8 protein-coding genes are annotated in these 22,331 nt (G+C 40.0%); 1 reads left to right on the top strand and 7 read right to left on the bottom strand.

The window, feature by feature from the left end; genetic code table 11:
- Positions 1-12: 12 nt before the first annotated feature.
- On the bottom strand, positions 13-13,809 hold the full coding sequence (locus ACMDB5_RS05415; RefSeq protein WP_413999995.1) for a gliding motility-associated C-terminal domain-containing protein: 13,797 nt from the start codon (positions 13,807-13,809) through the stop codon (positions 13-15).
- 1,136 nt (positions 13,810-14,945) lie between these two features.
- Between ACMDB5_RS05415 and ACMDB5_RS05410 the strand changes: the two genes are divergently transcribed.
- Positions 14,946-16,013, top strand: a complete 1,068-nt coding sequence (locus tag ACMDB5_RS05410) for a glycosyltransferase (RefSeq protein WP_413999994.1) — start codon at positions 14,946-14,948, stop codon at positions 16,011-16,013.
- Positions 16,014-16,175: 162 nt separating this feature from the next.
- Here the strand turns inward: ACMDB5_RS05410 and phoU are convergent, their stop codons facing one another.
- The 6 genes from phoU to ACMDB5_RS05380 all read right to left on the bottom strand — a co-directional run bounded on the left by phoU (position 16,176) and on the right by ACMDB5_RS05380 (position 22,310).
- A complete protein-coding gene (phoU, locus tag ACMDB5_RS05405; protein ID WP_413999993.1) occupies positions 16,176-16,844 on the bottom strand; it encodes a phosphate signaling complex protein PhoU in 669 nt (222 codons plus the stop codon).
- A gap of 141 nt (positions 16,845-16,985) precedes the next feature.
- Complete coding sequence (pstB, locus tag ACMDB5_RS05400; RefSeq protein WP_413999992.1) at positions 16,986-17,738, bottom strand: phosphate ABC transporter ATP-binding protein PstB; 753 nt, start codon at positions 17,736-17,738, stop codon at positions 16,986-16,988.
- Position 17,739: 1 nt separating this feature from the next.
- Positions 17,740-18,618 carry a phosphate ABC transporter permease PstA gene (gene pstA / locus ACMDB5_RS05395; RefSeq protein ID WP_413999991.1) on the bottom strand — a complete coding sequence of 293 codons (879 nt, stop codon included), beginning with the start codon at positions 18,616-18,618 and terminating at the stop codon, positions 17,740-17,742.
- Between the two features lies 1 nt (position 18,619).
- Positions 18,620-19,828 (bottom strand): phosphate ABC transporter permease subunit PstC, encoded by a 1,209-nt coding sequence (gene pstC / locus ACMDB5_RS05390; RefSeq protein ID WP_413999990.1) that lies wholly within the window; start codon positions 19,826-19,828, stop codon positions 18,620-18,622.
- Between the two features lie 184 nt (positions 19,829-20,012).
- Positions 20,013-20,876, bottom strand: coding sequence for a phosphate ABC transporter substrate-binding protein (locus tag ACMDB5_RS05385; RefSeq protein WP_413999989.1), 864 nt, complete (start codon positions 20,874-20,876; stop codon positions 20,013-20,015).
- Between the two features lie 141 nt (positions 20,877-21,017).
- The gene (locus ACMDB5_RS05380; RefSeq protein ID WP_413999988.1) at positions 21,018-22,310 is read right to left on the bottom strand and encodes a porin; all 1,293 of its coding nucleotides are present in this window, start codon (positions 22,308-22,310) and stop codon (positions 21,018-21,020) included.
- Positions 22,311-22,331: the final 21 nt, after the last annotated feature.

The following is a 22,331-nucleotide window of genomic DNA, read 5'->3' as shown; positions in this document are numbered from 1 at the left end:
GGCTATTAGTTTTTATCGGTTTATATACAAATAACCTGATTGACTGACCGTATTAGAACCATTATCCATGTATTTAAGAATATAGAAATAAGTTCCTGTTGGTAATTCTTCTGATTGTTTTACCGTCACACGCCCTTCTGATATTCCCTTGAAAGCCCTGTCATCATTATTGTAATTTTCGCGTTCGAATACCAATACTCCCCAGCGATTGTAAATTTCAACTGTATTTACCGGATAAGATTGCAGTCCTTCTATCCTAAAGATATCATTTAATCCATCCCCGTTTGGAGATACTGCATTATAGACTTTCACTACATTTTCAGGCAATACTAACTTAAGACCTGTATTAACAATATCCTCAGCAGATACCAAGAATCCTTTTGGACTATTCCCTGTTGCCGTAGCTTTATTGACAACTTCAACTCTGTCTATATCCGCTTGGGTTATTGCATACGTCAGCTCGTACTCTTTCTTTTCTCCAACAGCTAATACTATTGAAGCAGCTGTTGTGTCAAAACCGAGCATCGCATCCTTTACAATTACATTAGTCAAAGCTACATTACCCGCATTGGTTACCACTAAAGTATAGGTTATCGTCTCACCCACTTGTGTTGAGGCATCCCCATTTTCATCGTTCAATACCGCTGATTTCTTCAACGCAATACTTGGAGATTCTGCCTCCACCAATGGAATAGTGATTGTTGCCACAGCACTCTCTAATCCTCCATTGCCCTTAGCGGTCACCTTGAAACTTGCTTTATTGCCAGCATAAGTTGACTTTGGCGTAAATTGCAGCAAGGCTGCTTGGGCTTGGGTTAATTCCTGACCTATAATCAAAGGAAGACCATTTAAGGTTAAAACCCCTGATGCCGGATCCGGTAGTGATTTAATCACATAAGTAAGCGGTCCGCCCTCAGCATCCGTTACTATTAATGGCAAAATAGCTTGAGCCGTATTGTTTTTAATTAAGGCAGGATTTGTAAAATCATTCATCGTTGGCGGCGTGTTTACTGCCGTTACCGTTATTGTAGCTGTCGCATCAACTGTACATGGTGAAGTAGCCTTTACTGTGTAGGTATAGATATTTCCAACATTTGTCCAGATTCCACCTCCATCAGGTGTTCCGCCCAATTGTGCAAATAATTGCGAATCACTTGGTATCGCTCCTGCAGCTACTGCTAAGCTTCCATTAACACCAGCTACTGGTTTCGGAGTTACAGTCAATACCAATTCTTGGTCTGCCGTACAGCCGTCGTTGCTTACCAAATAAGTTCCCGCTGTTGTGTATGCTGTTCCGTTTACTAACCAAGTATAAGTTGCTCCTGAACAGATTGTAACTGGTGTGGATACTTTAGTCGGTTTCGGAGTTACAGTCAATACCAATTCTTGGTCTGCTGTACAGCCGTCGTTGCTTACCAAATAAGTTCCCGCTGCTGTGTATGCTGTTCCGTTTACTAACCAAGTATAAGTTGCTCCTGAACAGATTGTAACTGGTGTGGATACTTTAGTCGGTTTCGGAGTTACAGTCAATACCAATTCTTGGTCTGCCGTACAGCCGTCGTTGCTTACCAAATAAGTTCCCGCTGCTGTGTATGCTGTTCCGTTTACTAACCAAGTATAAGTTGCTCCTGAACAGATTGTAACTGGTGTGGATACTTTAGTCGGTTTCGGAGTTACAGTCAATACCAATTCTTGGTCTGCCGTACAGCCGTCGTTGCTTACCAAATAAGTTCCCGCTGTTGTGTATGCTGTTCCGTTTACTAACCAAGTATAAGTTGCTCCTGAACAGATTGTAACTGGTGTGGATACTTTAGTCGGTTTCGGAGTTACAGTCAATACCAATTCTTGGTCTGCTGTACAGCCGTCGTTGCTTACCAAATAAGTTCCCGCTGCTGTGTATGCTGTTCCGTTTACTAACCAAGTATAAGTTGCTCCTGAACAGATTGTAACTGGTGTGGATACTTTAGCCGGTTTCGGAGTTACAGTCAATACCAATTCTTGGTCTGCCGTACAGCCGTCGTTGCTTACCAAATAAGTTCCCGCTGCTGTGTATGCTGTTCCGTTTACTAACCAAGTATAAGTTGCTCCTGAACAGATTGTAACTGGTGTGGATACTTTAGCCGGTTTCGGAGTTACAGTCAATACCAATTCTTGGTCTGCCGTACAGCCGTCGTTGCTTACCAAATAAGTTCCCGCTGCTGTGTATGCTGTTCCGTTTACTAACCAAGTATAAGTTGCTCCTGAACAGATTGTAACTGGTGTGGATACTTTAGTCGGTTTCGGAGTTACAGTCAATACCAATTCTTGGTCTGCCGTACAGCCGTCGTTGCTTACCAAATAAGTTCCCGCTGTTGTGTATGCTGTTCCGTTTACTAACCAAGTATAAGTTGCTCCTGAACAGATTGTAACTGGTGTGGATACTTTAGCCGGTTTCGGAGTTACAGTCAATACCAATTCTTGGTCTGCCGTACAGCCGTCGTTGCTTACCAAATAAGTTCCCGCTGTTGTGTATGCTGTTCCGTTTACTAACCAAGTATAAGTTGCTCCTGAACAGATTGTAACTGGTGTGGATACTTTAGCCGGTTTCGGAGTTACAGTCAATACCAATTCTTGGTCTGCCGTACAGCCGTCGTTGCTTACCAAATAAGTTCCCGCTGCTGTGTATGCTGTTCCGTTTACTAACCAAGTATAAGTTGCTCCTGAACAGATTGTAACTGGTGTGGATACTTTAGTCGGTTTCGGAGTTACAGTCAATACCAATTCTTGGTCTGCCGTACAGCCGTCGTTGCTTACCAAATAAGTTCCCGCTGCTGTGTATGCTGTTCCGTTTACTAACCAAGTATAAGTTGCTCCTGAACAGATTGTAACTGGTGTGGATACTTTAGTCGGTTTCGGAGTTACAGTCAATACCAATTCTTGGTCTGCCGTACAGCCGTCGTTGCTTACCAAATAAGTTCCCGCTGCTGTGTATGCTGTTCCGTTTACTAACCAAGTATAAGTTGCTCCTGAACAGATTGTAACTGGTGTGGATACTTTAGTCGGTTTCGGAGTTACAGTCAATACCAATTCTTGGTCTGCCGTACAGCCGTCGTTGCTTACCAAATAAGTTCCCGCTGTTGTGTATGCTGTTCCGTTTACTAACCAAGTATAAGTTGCTCCTGAACAGATTGTAACTGGTGTGGATACTTTAGCCGGTTTCGGAGTTACAGTCAATACCAATTCTTGGTCTGCCGTACAGCCGTCGTTGCTTACCAAATAAGTTCCCGCTGCTGTGTATGCTGTTCCGTTTACTAACCAAGTATAAGTTGCTCCTGAACAGATTGTAACTGGTGTGGATACTTTAGTCGGTTTCGGAGTTACAGTCAATACCAATTCTTGGTCTGCTGTACAGCCGTCGTTGCTTACCAAATAAGTTCCCGCTGCTGTGTATGCTGTTCCGTTTACTAACCAAGTATAAGTTGCTCCTGAACAGATTGTAACTGGTGTGGATACTTTAGTCGGTTTCGGAGTTACAGTCAATACCAATTCTTGGTCTGCCGTACAGCCGTCGTTGCTTACCAAATAAGTTCCCGCTGCTGTGTATGCTGTTCCGTTTACTAACCAAGTATAAGTTGCTCCTGAACAGATTGTAACTGGTGTGGATACTTTAGTCGGTTTCGGAGTTACAGTCAATACCAATTCTTGGTCTGCCGTACAGCCGTCGTTGCTTACCAAATAAGTTCCCGCTGCTGTGTATGCTGTTCCGTTTACTAACCAAGTATAAGTTGCTCCTGAACAGATTGTAACTGGTGTGGATACTTTAGCCGGTTTCGGAGTTACAGTCAATACCAATTCTTGGTCTGCTGTACAGCCGTCGTTGCTTACCAAATAAGTTCCCGCTGCTGTGTATGCTGTTCCGTTTACTAACCAAGTATAAGTTGCTCCTGAACAGATTGTAACTGGTGTGGATACTTTAGCCGGTTTCGGAGTTACAGTCAATACCAATTCTTGGTCTGCCGTACAGCCGTCGTTGCTTACCAAATAAGTTCCCGCTGCTGTGTATGCTGTTCCGTTTACTAACCAAGTATAAGTTGCTCCTGAACAGATTGTAACTGGTGTGGATACTTTAGTCGGTTTCGGAGTTACAGTCAATACCAATTCTTGGTCTGCCGTACAGCCGTCGTTGCTTACCAAATAAGTTCCCGCTGCTGTGTATGCTGTTCCGTTTACTAACCAAGTATAAGTTGCTCCTGAACAGATTGTAACTGGTGTGGATACTTTAGTCGGTTTCGGAGTTACAGTCAATACCAATTCTTGGTCTGCCGTACAGCCGTCGTTGCTTACCAAATAAGTTCCCGCTGTTGTGTATGCTGTTCCGTTTACTAACCAAGTATAAGTTGCTCCTGAACAGATTGTAACTGGTGTGGATACTTTAGCCGGTTTCGGAGTTACAGTCAATACCAATTCTTGGTCTGCCGTACAGCCGTCGTTGCTTACCAAATAAGTTCCCGCTGCTGTGTATGCTGTTCCGTTTACTAACCAAGTATAAGTTGCTCCTGAACAGATTGTAACTGGTGTGGATACTTTAGTCGGTTTCGGAGTTACAGTCAATACCAATTCTTGGTCTGCTGTACAGCCGTCGTTGCTTACCAAATAAGTTCCCGCTGCTGTGTATGCTGTTCCGTTTACTAACCAAGTATAAGTTGCTCCTGAACAGATTGTAACTGGTGTGGATACTTTAGCCGGTTTCGGAGTTACAGTCAATACCAATTCTTGGTCTGCCGTACAGCCGTCGTTGCTTACCAAATAAGTTCCCGCTGTTGTGTATGCTGTTCCGTTTACTAACCAAGTATAAGTTGCTCCTGAACAGATTGTAACTGGTGTGGATACTTTAGTCGGTTTCGGAGTTACAGTCAATACCAATTCTTGGTCTGCCGTACAGCCGTCGTTGCTTACCAAATAAGTTCCCGCTGCTGTGTATGCTGTTCCGTTTACTAACCAAGTATAAGTTGCTCCTGAACAGATTGTAACTGGTGTGGATACTTTAGCCGGTTTCGGAGTTACAGTCAATACCAATTCTTGGTCTGCCGTACAGCCGTCGTTGCTTACCAAATAAGTTCCCGCTGCTGTGTATGCTGTTCCGTTTACTAACCAAGTATAAGTTGCTCCTGAACAGATTGTAACTGGTGTGGATACTTTAGTCGGTTTCGGAGTTACAGTCAATACCAATTCTTGGTCTGCTGTACAGCCGTCGTTGCTTACCAAATAAGTTCCCGCTGCTGTGTATGCTGTTCCGTTTACTAACCAAGTATAAGTTGCTCCTGAACAGATTGTAACTGGTGTGGATACTTTAGTCGGTTTCGGAGTTACAGTCAATACCAATTCTTGGTCTGCCGTACAGCCGTCGTTGCTTACCAAATAAGTTCCCGCTGTTGTGTATGCTGTTCCGTTTACTAACCAAGTATAAGTTGCTCCTGAACAGATTGTAACTGGTGTGGATACTTTAGCCGGTTTCGGAGTTACAGTCAATACCAATTCTTGGTCTGCCGTACAGCCGTCGTTGCTTACCAAATAAGTTCCCGCTGTTGTGTATGCTGTTCCGTTTACTAACCAAGTATAAGTTGCTCCTGAACAGATTGTAACTGGTGTGGATACTTTAGTCGGTTTCGGAGTTACAGTCAATACCAATTCTTGGTCTGCCGTACAGCCGTCGTTGCTTACCAAATAAGTTCCCGCTGTTGTGTATGCTGTTCCGTTTACTAACCAAGTATAAGTTGCTCCTGAACAGATTGTAACTGGTGTGGATACTTTAGTCGGTTTCGGAGTTACAGTCAATACCAATTCTTGGTCTGCTGTACAGCCGTCGTTGCTTACCAAATAAGTTCCCGCTGCTGTGTATGCTGTTCCGTTTACTAACCAAGTATAAGTTGCTCCTGAACAGATTGTAACTGGTGTGGATACTTTAGCCGGTTTCGGAGTTACAGTCAATACCAATTCTTGGTCTGCTGTACAGCCGTCGTTGCTTACCAAATAAGTTCCCGCTGCTGTGTATGCTGTTCCGTTTACTAACCAAGTATAAGTTGCTCCTGAACAGATTGTAACTGGTGTGGATACTTTAGCCGGTTTCGGAGTTACAGTCAATACCAATTCTTGGTCTGCCGTACAGCCGTCGTTGCTTACCAAATAAGTTCCCGCTGCTGTGTATGCTGTTCCGTTTACTAACCAAGTATAAGTTGCTCCTGAACAGATTGTAACTGGTGTGGATACTTTAGTCGGTTTCGGAGTTACAGTCAATACCAATTCTTGGTCTGCCGTACAGCCGTCGTTGCTTACCAAATAAGTTCCCGCTGCTGTGTATGCTGTTCCGTTTACTAACCAAGTATAAGTTGCTCCTGAACAGATTGTAACTGGTGTGGATACTTTAGTCGGTTTCGGAGTTACAGTCAATACCAATTCTTGGTCTGCCGTACAGCCGTCGTTGCTTACCAAATAAGTTCCCGCTGTTGTGTATGCTGTTCCGTTTACTAACCAAGTATAAGTTGCTCCTGAACAGATTGTAACTGGTGTGGATACTTTAGTCGGTTTCGGAGTTACAGTCAATACCAATTCTTGGTCTGCTGTACAGCCGTCGTTGCTTACCAAATAAGTTCCCGCTGCTGTGTATGCTGTTCCGTTTACTAACCAAGTATAAGTTGCTCCTGAACAGATTGTAACTGGTGTGGATACTTTAGCCGGTTTCGGAGTTACAGTCAATACCAATTCTTGGTCTGCCGTACAGCCGTCGTTGCTTACCAAATAAGTTCCCGCTGCTGTGTATGCTGTTCCGTTTACTAACCAAGTATAAGTTGCTCCTGAACAGATTGTAACTGGTGTGGATACTTTAGCCGGTTTCGGAGTTACAGTCAATACCAATTCTTGGTCTGCCGTACAGCCGTCGTTGCTTACCAAATAAGTTCCCGCTGCTGTGTATGCTGTTCCGTTTACTAACCAAGTATAAGTTGCTCCTGAACAGATTGTAACTGGTGTGGATACTTTAGTCGGTTTCGGAGTTACAGTCAATACCAATTCTTGGTCTGCCGTACAGCCGTCGTTGCTTACCAAATAAGTTCCCGCTGTTGTGTATGCTGTTCCGTTTACTAACCAAGTATAAGTTGCTCCTGAACAGATTGTAACTGGTGTGGATACTTTAGCCGGTTTCGGAGTTACAGTCAATACCAATTCTTGGTCTGCCGTACAGCCGTCGTTGCTTACCAAATAAGTTCCCGCTGTTGTGTATGCTGTTCCGTTTACTAACCAAGTATAAGTTGCTCCTGAACAGATTGTAACTGGTGTGGATACTTTAGTCGGTTTCGGAGTTACAGTCAATACCAATTCTTGGTCTGCTGTACAGCCGTCGTTGCTTACCAAATAAGTTCCCGCTGCTGTGTATGCTGTTCCGTTTACTAACCAAGTATAAGTTGCTCCTGAACAGATTGTAACTGGTGTGGATACTTTAGTCGGTTTCGGAGTTACAGTCAATACCAATTCTTGGTCTGCCGTACAGCCGTCGTTGCTTACCAAATAAGTTCCCGCTGCTGTGTATGCTGTTCCGTTTACTAACCAAGTATAAGTTGCTCCTGAACAGATTGTAACTGGTATGGATACTTTAGCCGGTTTCGGAGTTACAGTCAATACCAATTCTTGGTCTGCCGTACAGCCGTCGTTGCTTACCAAATAAGTTCCCGCTGTTGTGTATGCTGTTCCGTTTACTAACCAAGTATAAGTTGCTCCTGAACAGATTGTAACTGGTGTGGATACTTTAGCCGGTTTCGGAGTTACAGTCAATACCAATTCTTGGTCTGCCGTACAGCCGTCGTTGCTTACCAAATAAGTTCCCGCTGCTGTGTATGCTGTTCCGTTTACTAACCAAGTATAAGTTGCTCCTGAACAGATTGTAACTGGTGTGGATACTTTAGTCGGTTTCGGAGTTACAGTCAATACCAATTCTTGGTCTGCTGTACAGCCGTCGTTGCTTACCAAATAAGTTCCCGCTGTTGTGTATGCTGTTCCGTTTACTAACCAAGTATAAGTTGCTCCTGAACAGATTGTAACTGGTGTGGATACTTTAGTCGGTTTCGGAGTTACAGTCAATACCAATTCTTGGTCTGCCGTACAGCCGTCGTTGCTTACCAAATAAGTTCCCGCTGCTGTGTATGCTGTTCCGTTTACTAACCAAGTATAAGTTGCTCCTGAACAGATTGTAACTGGTGTGGATACTTTAGCCGGTTTCGGAGTTACAGTCAATACCAATTCTTGGTCTGCCGTACAGCCGTCGTTGCTTACCAAATAAGTTCCCGCTGTTGTGTATGCTGTTCCGTTTACTAACCAAGTATAAGTTGCTCCTGAACAGATTGTAACTGGTGTGGATACTTTAGTCGGTTTCGGAGTTACAGTCAATACCAATTCTTGGTCTGCCGTACAGCCGTCGTTGCTTACCAAATAAGTTCCCGCTGCTGTGTATGCTGTTCCGTTTACTAACCAAGTATAAGTTGCTCCTGAACAGATTGTAACTGGTGTGGATACTTTAGCCGGTTTCGGAGTTACAGTCAATACCAATTCTTGGTCTGCCGTACAGCCGTCGTTGCTTACCAAATAAGTTCCCGCTGCTGTGTATGCTGTTCCGTTTACTAACCAAGTATAAGTTGCTCCTGAACAGATTGTAACTGGTGTGGATACTTTAGTCGGTTTCGGAGTTACAGTCAATACCAATTCTTGGTCTGCTGTACAGCCGTCGTTGCTTACCAAATAAGTTCCCGCTGCTGTGTATGCTGTTCCGTTTACTAACCAAGTATAAGTTGCTCCTGAACAGATTGTAACTGGTGTGGATACTTTAGTCGGTTTCGGAGTTACAGTCAATACCAATTCTTGGTCTGCTGTACAGCCGTCGTTGCTTACCAAATAAGTTCCCGCTGTTGTGTATGCTGTTCCGTTTACTAACCAAGTATAAGTTGCTCCTGAACAGATTGTAACTGGTGTGGATACTTTAGTCGGTTTCGGAGTTACAGTCAATACCAATTCTTGGTCTGCTGTACAGCCGTCGTTGCTTACCAAATAAGTTCCCGCTGCTGTGTATGCTGTTCCGTTTACTAACCAAGTATAAGTTGCTCCTGAACAGATTGTAACTGGTGTGGATACTTTAGTCGGTTTCGGAGTTACAGTCAATACCAATTCTTGGTCTGCTGTACAGCCGTCGTTGCTTACCAAATAAGTTCCCGCTGCTGTGTATGCTGTTCCGTTTACTAACCAAGTATAAGTTGCTCCTGAACAGATTGTAACTGGTGTGGATACTTTAGTCGGTTTCGGAGTTACAGTCAATACCAATTCTTGGTCTGCCGTACAGCCGTCGTTGCTTACCAAATAAGTTCCCGCTGCTGTGTATGCTGTTCCGTTTACTAACCAAGTATAAGTTGCTCCTGAACAGATTGTAACTGGTGTGGATACTTTAGCCGGTTTCGGAGTTACAGTCAATACCAATTCTTGGTCTGCTGTACAGCCGTCGTTGCTTACCAAATAAGTTCCCGCTGCTGTGTATGCTGTTCCGTTTACTAACCAAGTATAAGTTGCTCCTGAACAGATTGTAACTGGTGTGGATACTTTAGTCGGTTTCGGAGTTACAGTCAATACCAATTCTTGGTCTGCCGTACAGCCGTCGTTGCTTACCAAATAAGTTCCCGCTGTTGTGTATGCTGTTCCGTTTACTAACCAAGTATAAGTTGCTCCTGAACAGATTGTAACTGGTGTGGATACTTTAGCCGGTTTCGGAGTTACAGTCAATACCAATTCTTGGTCTGCCGTACAGCCGTCGTTGCTTACCAAATAAGTTCCCGCTGCTGTGTATGCTGTTCCGTTTACTAACCAAGTATAAGTTGCTCCTGAACAGATTGTAACTGGTGTGGATACTTTAGTCGGTTTCGGAGTTACAGTCAATACCAATTCTTGGTCTGCCGTACAGCCGTCGTTGCTTACCAAATAAGTTCCCGCTGCTGTGTATGCTGTTCCGTTTACTAACCAAGTATAAGTTGCTCCTGAACAGATTGTAACTGGTGTGGATACTTTAGTCGGTTTCGGAGTTACAGTCAATACCAATTCTTGGTCTGCCGTACAGCCGTCGTTGCTTACCAAATAAGTTCCCGCTGTTGTGTATGCTGTTCCGTTTACTAACCAAGTATAAGTTGCTCCTGAACAGATTGTAACTGGTGTGGATACTTTAGTCGGTTTCGGAGTTACAGTCAATACCAATTCTTGGTCTGCTGTACAGCCGTCGTTGCTTACCAAATAAGTTCCCGCTGCTGTGTATGCTGTTCCGTTTACTAACCAAGTATAAGTTGCTCCTGAACAGATTGTAACTGGTGTGGATACTTTAGCCGGTTTCGGAGTTACAGTCAATACCAATTCTTGGTCTGCCGTACAGCCGTCGTTGCTTACCAAATAAGTTCCCGCTGCTGTGTATGCTGTTCCGTTTACTAACCAAGTATAAGTTGCTCCTGAACAGATTGTAACTGGTGTGGATACTTTAGCCGGTTTCGGAGTTACAGTCAATACCAATTCTTGGTCTGCCGTACAGCCGTCGTTGCTTACCAAATAAGTTCCCGCTGCTGTGTATGCTGTTCCGTTTACTAACCAAGTATAAGTTGCTCCTGAACAGATTGTAACTGGTGTGGATACTTTAGTCGGTTTCGGAGTTACAGTCAATACCAATTCTTGGTCTGCCGTACAGCCGTCGTTGCTTACCAAATAAGTTCCCGCTGTTGTGTATGCTGTTCCGTTTACTAACCAAGTATAAGTTGCTCCTGAACAGATTGTAACTGGTGTGGATACTTTAGCCGGTTTCGGAGTTACAGTCAATACCAATTCTTGGTCTGCCGTACAGCCGTCGTTGCTTACCAAATAAGTTCCCGCTGTTGTGTATGCTGTTCCGTTTACTAACCAAGTATAAGTTGCTCCTGAACAGATTGTAACTGGTGTGGATACTTTAGCCGGTTTCGGAGTTACAGTCAATACCAATTCTTGGTCTGCCGTACAGCCGTCGTTGCTTACCAAATAAGTTCCCGCTGCTGTGTATGCTGTTCCGTTTACTAACCAAGTATAAGTTGCTCCTGAACAGATTGTAACTGGTGTGGATACTTTAGTCGGTTTCGGAGTTACAGTCAATACCAATTCTTGGTCTGCCGTACAGCCGTCGTTGCTTACCAAATAAGTTCCCGCTGCTGTGTATGCTGTTCCGTTTACTAACCAAGTATAAGTTGCTCCTGAACAGATTGTAACTGGTGTGGATACTTTAGTCGGTTTCGGAGTTACAGTCAATACCAATTCTTGGTCTGCCGTACAGCCGTCGTTGCTTACCAAATAAGTTCCCGCTGTTGTGTATGCTGTTCCGTTTACTAACCAAGTATAAGTTGCTCCTGAACAGATTGTAACTGGTGTGGATACTTTAGTCGGTTTCGGAGTTACAGTCAATACCAATTCTTGGTCTGCTGTACAGCCGTCGTTGCTTACCAAATAAGTTCCCGCTGCTGTGTATGCTGTTCCGTTTACTAACCAAGTATAAGTTGCTCCTGAACAGATTGTAACTGGTGTGGATACTTTAGCCGGTTTCGGAGTTACAGTCAATACCAATTCTTGGTCTGCCGTACAGCCGTCGTTGCTTACCAAATAAGTTCCCGCTGCTGTGTATGCTGTTCCGTTTACTAACCAAGTATAAGTTGCTCCTGAACAGATTGTAACTGGTGTGGATACTTTAGCCGGTTTCGGAGTTACAGTCAATACCAATTCTTGGTCTGCCGTACAGCCGTCGTTGCTTACCAAATAAGTTCCCGCTGCTGTGTATGCTGTTCCGTTTACTAACCAAGTATAAGTTGCTCCTGAACAGATTGTAACTGGTGTGGATACTTTAGTCGGTTTCGGAGTTACAGTCAATACCAATTCTTGGTCTGCCGTACAGCCGTCGTTGCTTACCAAATAAGTTCCCGCTGTTGTGTATGCTGTTCCGTTTACTAACCAAGTATAAGTTGCTCCTGAACAGATTGTAACTGGTGTGGATACTTTAGCCGGTTTCGGAGTTACAGTCAATACCAATTCTTGGTCTGCCGTACAGCCGTCGTTGCTTACCAAATAAGTTCCCGCTGTTGTGTATGCTGTTCCGTTTACTAACCAAGTATAAGTTGCTCCTGAACAGATTGTAACTGGTGTGGATACTTTAGTCGGTTTCGGAGTTACAGTAACAACTAAATTGAACGGAGTCCCTGAACATCCAGAAGCCGATTTTGGAGTTAAAACATAGATAACATTAATAGCTGATGAAGTTGAATTTGTCAAGGTTTCAGAGAATCCTGTAGCCTTCGCAATACCTGTTCCTCCTGCTCCAGCAGCAGCACCATTAACATTTGCAACACCCGCACGAACCCAGTCAAATGTGGTGCCTGTTAAGGTTATTGTACCGCTAGAATATGTGTTTCCACTACAAACAGAACCTACATTAGGTGCTGAAATCGTAGGCGAGGCATTAACCGTTACAGCTACCAATGTTCTAGCACTCTCGCAACTGCCAGAGTTTTGTGAAACATAGTAGTTTTTTGTTGTCAATACATCAGTGCCTGGCAAAGCTGTACCACCAGTTGAAGCTGCGTACCATTTTAAAGCAGTTCCTGTGGCAACTAAACTAGCCACTGTAGCGCCTGAGCAAAAAGTTTGAGGAGATGTTGCCGTTGGCACAGTTGCCGACCCCCTTTGTATTATGACTTCGTCTGAAGAGGCACAGGGTCCGTTAGTTATTGTCCAGACTGCCCTTCCAGTCACGCCAGGAGCAACATCTGCAGCTGAATTATAAGCCGTTACATTATAAAACGCAACCGAACCATCTGGTGTAGACCATGCACCTGTACCAACTGTTGGCTGATTCCCGTTTAAAATAAATCCATAAGACGGTGCATTACACAATATTTGATCAGCACCAGCATTGGCTGTTGTTGGTTTGGCTACTACCGTTATAGTCACAGGAGTAGTATATCCCGAATAAAAAAAATGCTCCCCAGCAACCGAAACCGTTCGTCTCTGGTAACTTGTTGTCGATGTTAAAGCTGGTGGAGAATAAGTTTCACTAGTTGCGCTCGGAATAGTAACATAACTACCACTTGCATTTGTTTGCCATTCGTATGTATTTGTTCCTGGACCTGTACCCGCTGTAGTAGATGTCAAAGTAGCTGGAATGCCTCCATTACAAATCGTTTGTGATGTCCCTATTACTCCTGCCGTAACAACATTGATACCTCCAGCAACCTCAATTGTATAAAATAAGTCTGCCTCACTATTCCCAGTACCTTTACAAACAGCATATAATTTATCCCCTACCTTTATTTCGTCATTATTATTACAAGACCCTGTCAAACTATTTTGACCATTTTGTAAATACAGGCTTGCATTTAAAGGTAGTTTAAGTACAGATTTATCAAAATAAATTGTTCCACCAGAGGTGACAACAACCAATTGCGTATTTATAATACTAAGAGTCTTCAGCTTCAATGTCCCGGAAATAGACAAGCTATTAACAGAAATATCCACATCAAGTGTTACTGTTGAACCATTTGCTATAACAACATCATCTGTAGCAAGTGGTACTACCCCGTCAACCCATGTTGTTGTAGCATTCCAATTTCCTCCGGCTGCTGTGCTTGTAATCGTTGCGGCATTAGCAAACGAAACAAAAAACAAAACCATCAACGATAAACAAAATTGGTTTAATACTTTTGGAAAGGACAATAAATTTATTCTAGTATCAGCGTATTTTTTTTTCATATTGTATTATTTTTTAATCCTTTGGGGCGTTTCACAAACAATTTTCATCAAAAACACCAACAAAAAACAGAGAGCAATCAGCTCATTTTAAATCATCATTTACTAAAGAACACGGTTAAGTCTGGTGTCCAACAAAAGATCATCAACCCAAGTGATCCTATCAGCCGAATAAGTCAAAACCGACAATGCATATCCTGAAATAAGAGTTTCGCAATTGCTTTTATACGTTCTCGATGAAACAATACTGCCAAACACTTTCGCAAAAATAGGAAGTGAGAATAAGAAAAAAATAAAGTGAAATAAGATCTTATTTTTTAAAGGAGTGAAATTTTGCATATAAGCAATGATGTTTAATTTTTAAAAATGCTAAGGATTGAATGGTCATACCAAATATGTCCGTAGCACTATTTTTGCGCAATTCAATCCGGAAATCTTGGGGATTAAAACAGTATTGTAGCGCGAGTTGAAATCAAAAGAAAGAATCCAGTTTTAGCTGTCTCCCTTTCTTAAAACTCCTCTAGCCCAGCAACAAACTAGGAATCAAATTCCGACAAAAACCCAAAACCGTTAACAATGAATGATTTAACAAATAAATTGTCGCCTGAAGAATTTGCGACTGAGAATAATTGCAGAAACAATTGATCTCTATGTAATTCAGTAGGTTTCATACTATTTATTTCAAAGGATAAATATTACCCTTAAGTTTAACAATCAGATATTTAGGTGTGCGAAAATACACTAATTAAATATAACACAAAACAATAAAGATGTTTTATTTCTAATTATCGGTAAACAGCATTTTTCTATAGATGAACTACATTAAAGACGCATTTAAACTATCTATTTTACTACAAAAAACACATTTTTACACACAAAAGACTTCGTGTAAAATCCCAAATTTAACTACTTTAAGAAATAAATCAACATAAGACTAAACCTACTTTTAAAAAACCGTCGAAAATATTAGAAAAACCTTATTTAGAAATTTAAATAGCCGGTTTCACAACTCGAATTATTGTCTGAACATAAAAATTATTGGCATAACAACATCTTAATAATTCGATAATGCCCTAAAAACACAAAACAGCTTCCCTTTACGTATCTTTCGTACAGCTAAAAGGACATACATCTTACAAATGGAAACAGAGTCAACCAACAAAACTATTTTGATTGCCCCTTTGAATTGGGGATTAGGACATGCTACAAGATGCATCCCGATCATAAAAGCTTTACAAGAAAATAATTATATTCCCATAATAGCCTCAGATGGAGTTGCCTTGGAACTATTGCGAAAAGAATTTCCCTATATAAAAACACTCGAATTGCCTTCTTACCAAATCGAGTATGCCAAAAACGGCAAAAACTTTAAATGGAAACTATTGAAAAGTCTTCCAAAAATGATCCGCGCAATCCGGAAAGAGAAAAAAACAACAAAGAAATGGATTGAGAAATACGAAATAGACGGCATAATATCTGACAATCGTTTGGGGGTTATTTGCAAAAAAACACCTTCGGTATTTATCACCCATCAACTAAATGTAATGACAGGAAACACAACATGGTTGACAAGTAAATTACATCAAAATATTATAAAAAATTATAATGCCTGCTGGATTCCTGATGTTTCTACTGCTCCAAATCTAAGCGGAGAGTTGGGACATCTGACAAAAAGCAATTTAAAACTCAATTACATTGGTCCTTTGAGTCGGATTCACAAAAAGGAAACTGAAAAAAAATACGACCTAATGGTTATTCTTTCCGGTCCTGAACCTCAACGAACTTATTTGGAAAATAAATTAAAAACAGAAGTTACAAAGTATGACGGCATAGTCATTTTTATAAAAGGCATTATCGAAAAAGAGCAAAAAAAGGAGCAAATAGGAAACACCACTTATTACAATTTCATGAACACGCGACAGCTGGAACAAATATTTAATGAAAGTGATTTAGTGTTGTGTCGCTCGGGATATACGACCATTATGGATTTGGCAAAACTAGAAAAAAAGGCTTTTTTCATTCCAACTCCAGGCCAATATGAACAAGAATACTTAGCTAAAAAACTACAAAAAGAAGGAATTGTACCTTATTCGACCCAAGATAATTTCACTATTGAAAAAATATCGGAAGTAAGCTCATATTTGGGATTAAAAAAATTCAACAGTCCCATAGATTGGAAAGAACTTTTCGAAATATTTGAACAATAATATGGGTTATCAGTTTTGAGTTATGAGTGACATAGGTTGTTGCAGGAGCAAGATGCTCGCGGAGGAAGATTAAGAAGCTGAAGTATGAACTTCAAGACCTGTCAAGTTTCGAAAACCTGACAGGTCTATCCCTTACATTTACAGTTAAAATTCAACCGCAAATTACTTCTTATCAAACAATCTTTCGTGTTTAATTGTTTTGGCATTTATCATAAAATAAACCGACTCTGCGATATTCGAATTGTGATCTGCAATTCTTTCCATGTGTTTCAGGGCAATAATTAGATTGGTACCCGAAGCCACCGTTTTAGAACGGCTTTTCATTTCGGCAATAATTTCTTCTATAGCAGTTGCGCTCTTAGATTTTATACTATCATTCAAAACAAAAATTTCTTCGATAGTAGTTTCATCCATATCTTGAAAGCACTCATTTGTTTTTATTGTAATTGTCTCGACTTCCCTTGCGATTTCGGCGATGTTGAATTTTGAGATCAATTCGTGTTTTTCCTTGATGTTTTTAGAAGCCTTAATAACACTGACCGCTAAATCCCCAATTCTTTCTATCTCGTTGCTAATCTGCATTGCCGACATAATAAATCGCAAGTCGGAAGCTACCGGCTGTTGCAAAGCAAAAACACTTTGACAAATATCATCGATTTTAACATCTAATTTATCAATCTTATTCTCAGTTTTCTTTACTTCTTTCCCTTCTGCAACGGGTTCCGAAAGCAATGCCTTAACCGCCTCGGCAACCTGACCTTCGGCTAAATTCCCTATTTTTATTATGATATTTCTAAGCTTACCAAGTTCTGTTTCTAAATATGATGCCATTTGATTTTAGATTTTAGATTTTAGATTTTAGATTTTAGATTTTGAAACTTAAAACAAAACTACTACTTTAATTAAAACGAACTTATTCATAAGTCACATTTGACAAATAGCGCCTCCTAATTTTAGTCCCAATAACTAAAACTATCCAAACCTTCCTGTTATATAATCTTCCGTTTGTTTAATAGTCGGTTTTGTAAAAATTGTCTTTGTCGTATCGTGCTCAATCAACTCACCCATATAGAAAAAAGCGGTGGTATCACTTATACGTGCTGCCTGTTGCATATTATGCGTTACAATAACGATGGTGTATTTGTTTTTCAACTCATAAATTAATTCTTCGATTTTTGAAGTTGAAATTGGATCTAAGGCAGATGTTGGCTCATCCATCAATAACACCGATGGTTTAATTGCCAAAGCACGTGCAATACACAACCTTTGTTGTTGTCCTCCGGAGAGTTCAAAAGCCGATTTTTTAAGCTTGTCTTTCACCTCATCCCAAAGCGCCACTTGCTCTATTGAAGTAATTACGCGCTCTTCGATCAGTTTTTTATCGGTAATTCCGTTAACTCTTAAACCGTAAGCGACATTCTCAAATATAGTTTTGGGAAAAGGATTTGGTTTTTGAAAAACCATACCGACATTTTTACGCAAATCATCCACATTGGTGTTTCTTGCATAAATATCGTTTCCGTCAATAAGAATACTCCCTGTCATTTGAGTATTATCTATCAGGTCATTCATTCTATTTAACAAGCGCAAATAAGTAGATTTACCACAACCAGAAGGCCCTATTAATGCGGTAACAGTATTTGTCTTCATTGATAGCGAAATATCATTTAAAGCTTGATTTTCGCCGTAGTAAAAATTTACGTTCTTTGATTCTATTTTATGCATGTTAATTCATTTTTACTTTTTTTCCATAATATTTACGAAGAGCATTCGCCAATAAATTAGAAATTAATACAATAATAATTAAAATAAGTGCCGTACCATACGCCATTGCCCTTGATGCTTCTATATTTGTGCCACTTGTTGCTATAACATATAAATGATAAGGCAAAGCCATTGCCTGATCAAAGATTGATGTAGGCAATTTAGGCAGAAAATAAGCCGCTACCGTAAATAAAATTGGAGCTGTTTCTCCAGAAACCCTTCCGATAGATAATATCAATCCGGTAATTATATTTGGAAAAGCAATTGGAAATACAATTTTACTTGTGGTCTCCCATTTACTGGCTCCTAAACCAAAACTAGCTTGCCTGAATGTATCATCAACCGCTTTTAGAGATTCCTCGGTAGTTCTAATTACGATTGGCAAGACTAATAATCCGAGTGTTAGTCCGCCCGCTAAAATAGAATCACCAAATCCCATCTTGTTTACAAACAAAGACATTCCGAACAATCCAAAAACAATAGACGGAACACCAGCAAGGTTATTTGTCATTTGTTTGATTATTTTTTTAGCCCAACCTTCCTTAACATATTCATTCATATAAATTGCAGCCAAAACCCCTACAGGAAATGCAAATAACATACTTACCAAGATTAAACAAAGTGTTCCTACTATGGCGGGGAAAATCCCACCTTCGGTCATTCCGTTTTTAGGCATTTCGCTGATAAATTCCCAGCTTATAACTCCAATTCCTTTGATTACAATAAAAGCTAATATTACAAATAAAAGTGCTACAATAGTATAACTTATGAAACTGAATACTCCAAAAGCAATTTTCTGACTTCTTCTTTTACTGTTTGCTAAACGACTTTCTGCGCTCATTTTAGTGTTTTTTATGAGATTGTTTGTTAGTAACCATTTCTACTAACATATTGATTCCAAAAGTAATTATGAATAGAATACACCCTAGTGCAAACAAAGCCTCATAATGCAAGCCTCCGTTTGGAGCTTCCCCTAATTCAGCAGCGATAGTCGCAGGAATAGTTCGCACTGGAGCTAAAAAAGAATTCGGTATAACTGCTGCATTTCCGGTAACCATCAAAACAGCCATGGTCTCGCCAATAGCCCTACCAATCCCTAAAATAGCTCCCGCAGTTATTCCCGATGCGGAATATGGAATAACCACTTTATAAATAGTCTGCCAATGGCTGGCGCCTAAAGCTAAACTTGCTTCTTTCATCGCACGTGGCGTGTTACGCATTGCATCTTCGGAGATAGTGATAATAGTTGGTAATGCCATAATTGCTAATACCACACTTCCCGCTAAAGCTGTTTCTCCAACAGGCAAATTAAAAACGCTTTGAATTAAAGGCACAATAACTACCAATCCAAAAAAACCATATACTACAGATGGAATTCCTGCCAGCAATTCGATTAACGGTTTTAACAAACTGCGAGTTCTTTTCTTAGCTATCTCACTTAAATAAATCGCAGCTGCTAAACCTATAGGCAAGGCTAACAGAATTGCTCCAAAACTCACCCACAATGTTCCATAAATTAATGGTTTAACTCCCATCTGGGCAATAGGCTGGGCTGTTGGAAACCATTCTTCGCCGGATAAGAATTCAGAAACTTTGATTTTATCAATATCAAGTTCTTTTCCTTTAAAATCTTTGGCTTTGTATTTATCGGAGAAAAAAGCAATTATACCAGGATTCTTTGCGATAAGCTCATTTATCTTAGCCGGGAAATTCTCGAAATTTTCTCCTAGCTCTTCGTCTGTATAATACTTCGTAATATCACTTGTTCGGAACAAAATGATAGCTTCATTCTTACCTCCAACTTCACTCCAGTTTTTTATTTTTTGATCAAAAATATCTTTAATTTGTGAAGGCTCTAATTTTTTTACCGGATTGTTAGCTTCAACAGCAAGCAAGAACCCCTCTTCTATAGGCTTTTTATTAAAAACTCCGGCGCCTTCAATAAATAGAAAAAAAACAATAAGTATTATCGTAATACTAGTAGCAGCACTACTTAGCATTAAAATAGATTCGATTATCTTTTCTTTAATCTGTTTCAAATTTGTTTTCAAATCAGTCTTTTTTATTTTTAGCAAAACTACGTCAGGTATTTGTTACCAATGTTTTGCTGTTGTTATCCTTAAGTTACCTTAGTGTTAAGGAATATGTTTTAACTATAAATTTACAACTTTTTTTAACACAAAAAAGGCTGTCTAAAAACGGACAGCCTTTCTCAATTATAAAAATCAATCTTTATTAATTCAATGGAATATAACCTATTTCAGAAACATTTTTTTGTCCTTCTGCCGAAAGTGCATAATCAATAATTACTTTTACTTTTGCAGCATTAGTCTTATCGAACATATAGAATAATGGTCTGGAAATTGGGTATGATTTATCTTTAGCAGAAGCTATTGATGGCTCTACAAAAGTCTTCCCTTGATCATAAGATACTGCTAATTGTTTTACTTCTTTGGTTTCGTACGCCAATCCAATGTAACCAATAGCACCTTTAGTTTGACCTACTGCCTGAACAATTGCTCCGGTTGCCGGTAAACTCAAAACATCTGTAGCATAATTTTTCTTATCCATAACTTCATCCTTAAAGAACTCATAGGTACCAGATGAAGACTCTCTTGAGTAAGCTACTATCTTTTCGTCAGCTCCACCTACTTCTTTCCAGTTTTTGATCTCACCGGTAAAAATTTTCTCTAATTGTTCGCGTGTCAACTTAGAAATTTTATTTGCCGGATTGACAACAACCGTCAACGCATCATAAGCAATAATCACTTCCTCAATTTCTCTTTTTAATTCTGCAAATCTCAATTTCTCTTCCGTTTTTATGTCTCTAGAAGCCATTGCAATATCAGTTGTTTTGTCAATTAATGCTGTCAATCCAACTCCTGTTCCTCCTCCTACAACAGTAACACTAACATCTGAATTTTTCTTCATTAACTCTTCCGCTTCTTTTTGCGCTAATGGCAAAACAGTATCACTCCCTTTGATTGTAACAGAAACAGTTTCCGATTTAGTACCTTCTCCTTTATCTTCCGTTTTTGCCTTACCGCAACTTAACATTCCAATTAATGGTAAGATTAAAAATAATTTAGCTTTATTCATTTTTTCAAGTTTTTATTTTTTTTACAAATTTACACCCACAGTATTAAGCCTGTGTTAATTGAACATTATGTAATCTTTATTATTGGATAAATCCACGTAAGTTTTAACTGTAACTTTTGATTAAATTAACTTTTAATCAATCTAAAAATTAAACTGCGCTTGCAATCTCAACAAATTCCCTCTTTGTCTATTATCAACAAGAGCGCTGTCTTCAAAAGTTCTGTCAGCAATAACCCATTCGGCTGTTAGTTCAAGAGCTTTAAGAGGCTGCCATTCTATTCCTAATTCATAATCTCTTACGACATAACTTCTAGCATCTTTTTCATATTTTTTACCTCCGTCATAATACTGAAATTTAGCAAAAGGATAAATAAATCTATTTTTAGGCAAATCTATTTTGTAATTCAATGTAACATAACCACCTTCTAAACTCGTTTCATCAACCGCATTTGTATGCTTATTATATCTTGGTCCTTTACCAAAATTATATTCTGCCTGCACTCCAAAAGGTTTTGGATAAAGAACAAAAGTTGCCGCTACTCTCTGATCAACGGTATATTGTTTGTCTTTTACAGAAACTCCGGAAGAGATTTCATTACCAAAAGCCCACTTCCCGGTATAAGCCTGAATCCCCGGTTCAATAATCTGATCACCTACAACAAAAGGATAGCTTAGTCTTGTAACCAGATGTAAGTTTCTATTTGCCTCAATTTTATTTGCAGTTTGTCCGTTGTAGGCTCCAAAAGCAAACACACCATAATCACCGGTACCCTTATATCCGTCTTTAACCAACATAGCAAAACGTTCTCTAATTTTTGAAGGTGCCCAGTAGAAAAATATCCCTAAATCTCTTTCATTCAAAACACCACTATTCAAAGCATCATTACGATCTAATGACAGTCTATTTTGGCTTGACTGAATATTTTCGAATCCAAAAGGCACTTTACTTTGCCCTACTCTTACACGAAATTCTCTTTCCTTATCAAAAGACAAATCAAAATAAGCATCCCTTAATTGAACAAAATTATTTACTCCTGTACTCGGCGAACTAGCAAAATCCGGCTGAATATAGAAATAGACATTGGGATGTATCTGACCCGAAAACACGATGCGTGCCCTTCTGAGAAAAAGCCCATTATTGGATTTAGCACCCACCTCCGTTGAAGTTGTTCCCCAAGACTTATCACATTGGTCGCATGACACTTTATCATTAGTAGACAACAATCCATTATATCTTACCTGAGCATAACCTCTGATCCCAATATTATCGTACCAGGACTCTTTTTTGGGTTTTGCTTTTTCCTCAACTAGCTTCGCTTTGTTAATAGAATCCAAAATACGAACGACAGCTTTTGTAATTTCATCTTTACCTGCTTCTTGTGCATTTACAACCGAAACACTCAGTATAAAAACCGCAATTAAAATCTTCTTCATGTTAAAAATAAATTAATGTTG

It is taken from the genome of Flavobacterium sp. W1B (assembly GCF_047344965.1).
Classification (GTDB): Bacteria; Bacteroidota; Bacteroidia; order Flavobacteriales; family Flavobacteriaceae; genus Flavobacterium.
Note: the sequence above shows the minus strand (reverse complement) of the source record. Positions and strands in the feature narration are given on the sequence as shown.